2 protein-coding genes are annotated in these 2,110 nt (G+C 60.0%); both read right to left on the reverse strand.

Annotated features, from left to right (window positions below; genetic code table 11):
* Positions 1 to 330 (reverse strand): hypothetical protein (locus ACFFAR_RS30285; RefSeq protein WP_375509122.1); only part of this gene is annotated, 330 nt, incomplete at its 3' end.
* Between the two features lie 113 nt (positions 331 to 443).
* Positions 444 to 1,691 (reverse strand): formyl-CoA transferase, encoded by a 1,248-nt coding sequence (frc, locus tag ACFFAR_RS30290; RefSeq protein ID WP_062003054.1) that lies wholly within the window; start codon positions 1,689 to 1,691, stop codon positions 444 to 446.
* Positions 1,692 to 2,110 lie beyond the last annotated feature (419 nt).

Below are 2,110 nucleotides of genomic sequence, written 5' to 3' on the forward strand. Positions count from 1 at the left end.
GAGCGCAGTCCACCCGAGCGATGCCCCGGTATCGAGTCCAAGCGCATGGTCCGCCGATGCCGACGCCAGCGCCGCCAGCGCAAGCGCACTTTGCAGCGACGCGGGCGTGGCCTTGCCGGAGCGCGGCGTCAACACGGCAAACGCCGCAATGGCGAGCGCCACGAGCATCGATTCGAAGCCAGTCGCCATGGCGTAGGCCACGATCACGGCCGCGCCGACGCCCGCGGCATCGCGCAATGCCTGTTGCCGAGCCGGCGATACCGCGCCCGGTGTGCGCAGACTTTGTACCGATGCAATCACCGCTAACGCACACCAGACCCCGTCGAGCATCGATTTATCCGTGTTGGAAATTTTGTTGATGAAACGTGACGAAGGTATCGAATTCCTGCGCGTGGCGCCATTGCGGAAAGCGCGCATCCGCGCATGAAACGATCGATCCAAGATCAGATCGCGCCCAGGCTGCGCAGCGTCGCGATCTGGTCGGCTGAGTAGCCGAGTTCTGTCATGACCTCGTCGGTGTGTTCACCTAAAAGCGGTGAACGCGTGACCTCGGTGGGGCTGTCGGAGAGTTTGATCGGGTTGCCGACCGTCAGGTATTTGCCGCGCACCGGATGATCCACTTCCACGATCGTCCCCGTCTTTCGCAGTGACGTGTCCTCGGCAATTTCCTTCATCGACAAGATCGGTCCGCACGGAATGTCGTGTTGATTCAGGATGTCCATTGCTTCGAACTTGGTCTTGGTCATGGTCCACTGTTCGATCTCGGCGAAGATGTCCTTCAGATGAGGAAGCCTCGCCGCCGCCGTGCTGAAGTCCGGATGATCGATCCATTCCGGCTTGCCGACCACATTGCAGATTGCGCCCCACACGGGCGCCTGCGTGATGAAGTAGATGTATGCGTTCGGGTCCGTCTCCCAGCCCTTGCACTTCAGGATCCAGCCTGGCTGCCCGCCGCCCGATGCGTTGCCCGCACGCGGCACTGCCTCGCCGAACTCGCCGTTCGGATATTGCGGATATTCCTTCATCACGCCGGTGCGTTCGAGGCGCTGCTGATCGCGCAGTTTCACGCGGCACAGGTTGAGCACGCCGTCCTGCATGGCCGCGAGCACCTTCTGGCCGCGGCCCGTCGCGTTGCGCTGGTAGAGCGCGGTGACGATCCCGAGCGCCAGGTGCAGTCCGGTGCCCGAATCGCCGATTTGAGCGCCGCTGACAACGGGCGGGCCGTCATCGAAACCTGTTGTCGATGCTGCGCCGCCGGTGCATTGCGCGACATTCTCGTAGACCTTGTAGTCCTCGTAGGGTCCTGGTCCGAAGCCTTTCACCGATGCCACGATCATCTTTGGATTCAGTTCCTGGATGCGTTCCCAGGTGAAGCCCATGCGGTCGAGTGCGCCTGGCGCGAAGTTTTCGACCAGCACGTCGCAGCTTTTTACGAGCGATTCGAGGACCTTCTTGCCTTCGGGATTTTTCGTATCGATGGTCACCGAGCGTTTGTTGTGGTTCAGCATCGTGAAGTAGAGGCTGTCGGCGTCGGGGATATCGCGGAGTTGTTCGCGGGTGATATCGCCGATGCCGGCGCGTTCGACCTTGATGACGTCGGCGCCGAACCATGCGAGGAGTTGGGTGCAGGTCGGGCCTGACTGGACATGTGTGAAGTCGAGGATGCGGACGCCGGTGAGGGCTTTGCTCATGGGGGCTCGGGGCCGTGGGGCCAAGGTGTTTTTTTGGATGCTGCCGCTTGGGTCGTTCTTGTTTTTGCTGTGATATACAATATTCCAAGTGCTGGCGGAGTCAAGAGGGTGTTTTCCAGAGGCTCGGCGTGGAGGGAACGTTTTTTTGTGGTCGGAGTTGATGCTAGGTTGTTGCTCTTTAGGCTATCGCGCGTTCATTGCTGGCTGATTTCTTTAGCACTTTTAGCCACTGTGCGTGGCGGCACTTCATTTCACGAGTTTTGCGCTGGCGCTCGGGTCAATGTTTTTCGTGGTCTGGGTTGATGCCGGGTTGTTGCTCTTTAGGCTATCGCGCGTTCATTGCCGTCTGATTTCTTTAGCACTGTTAGCCACTGTGCGTGGCGGCACTTCATTTCACGAGTTTTGCGCTGGCGCTCGGG

It is taken from the genome of uncultured Caballeronia sp., assembly GCF_964243625.1.
Classification (GTDB): domain Bacteria; phylum Pseudomonadota; class Gammaproteobacteria; order Burkholderiales; family Burkholderiaceae; genus Caballeronia.

What these genes read in the sequence shown, in the direction of transcription:
- frc (WP_062003054.1), bottom strand. Translation starts at nt 1,691, where the DNA reads ATGAGCAAAGCCCTCACCGGCGTCCGCATCCTCGACTTCACACATGTC.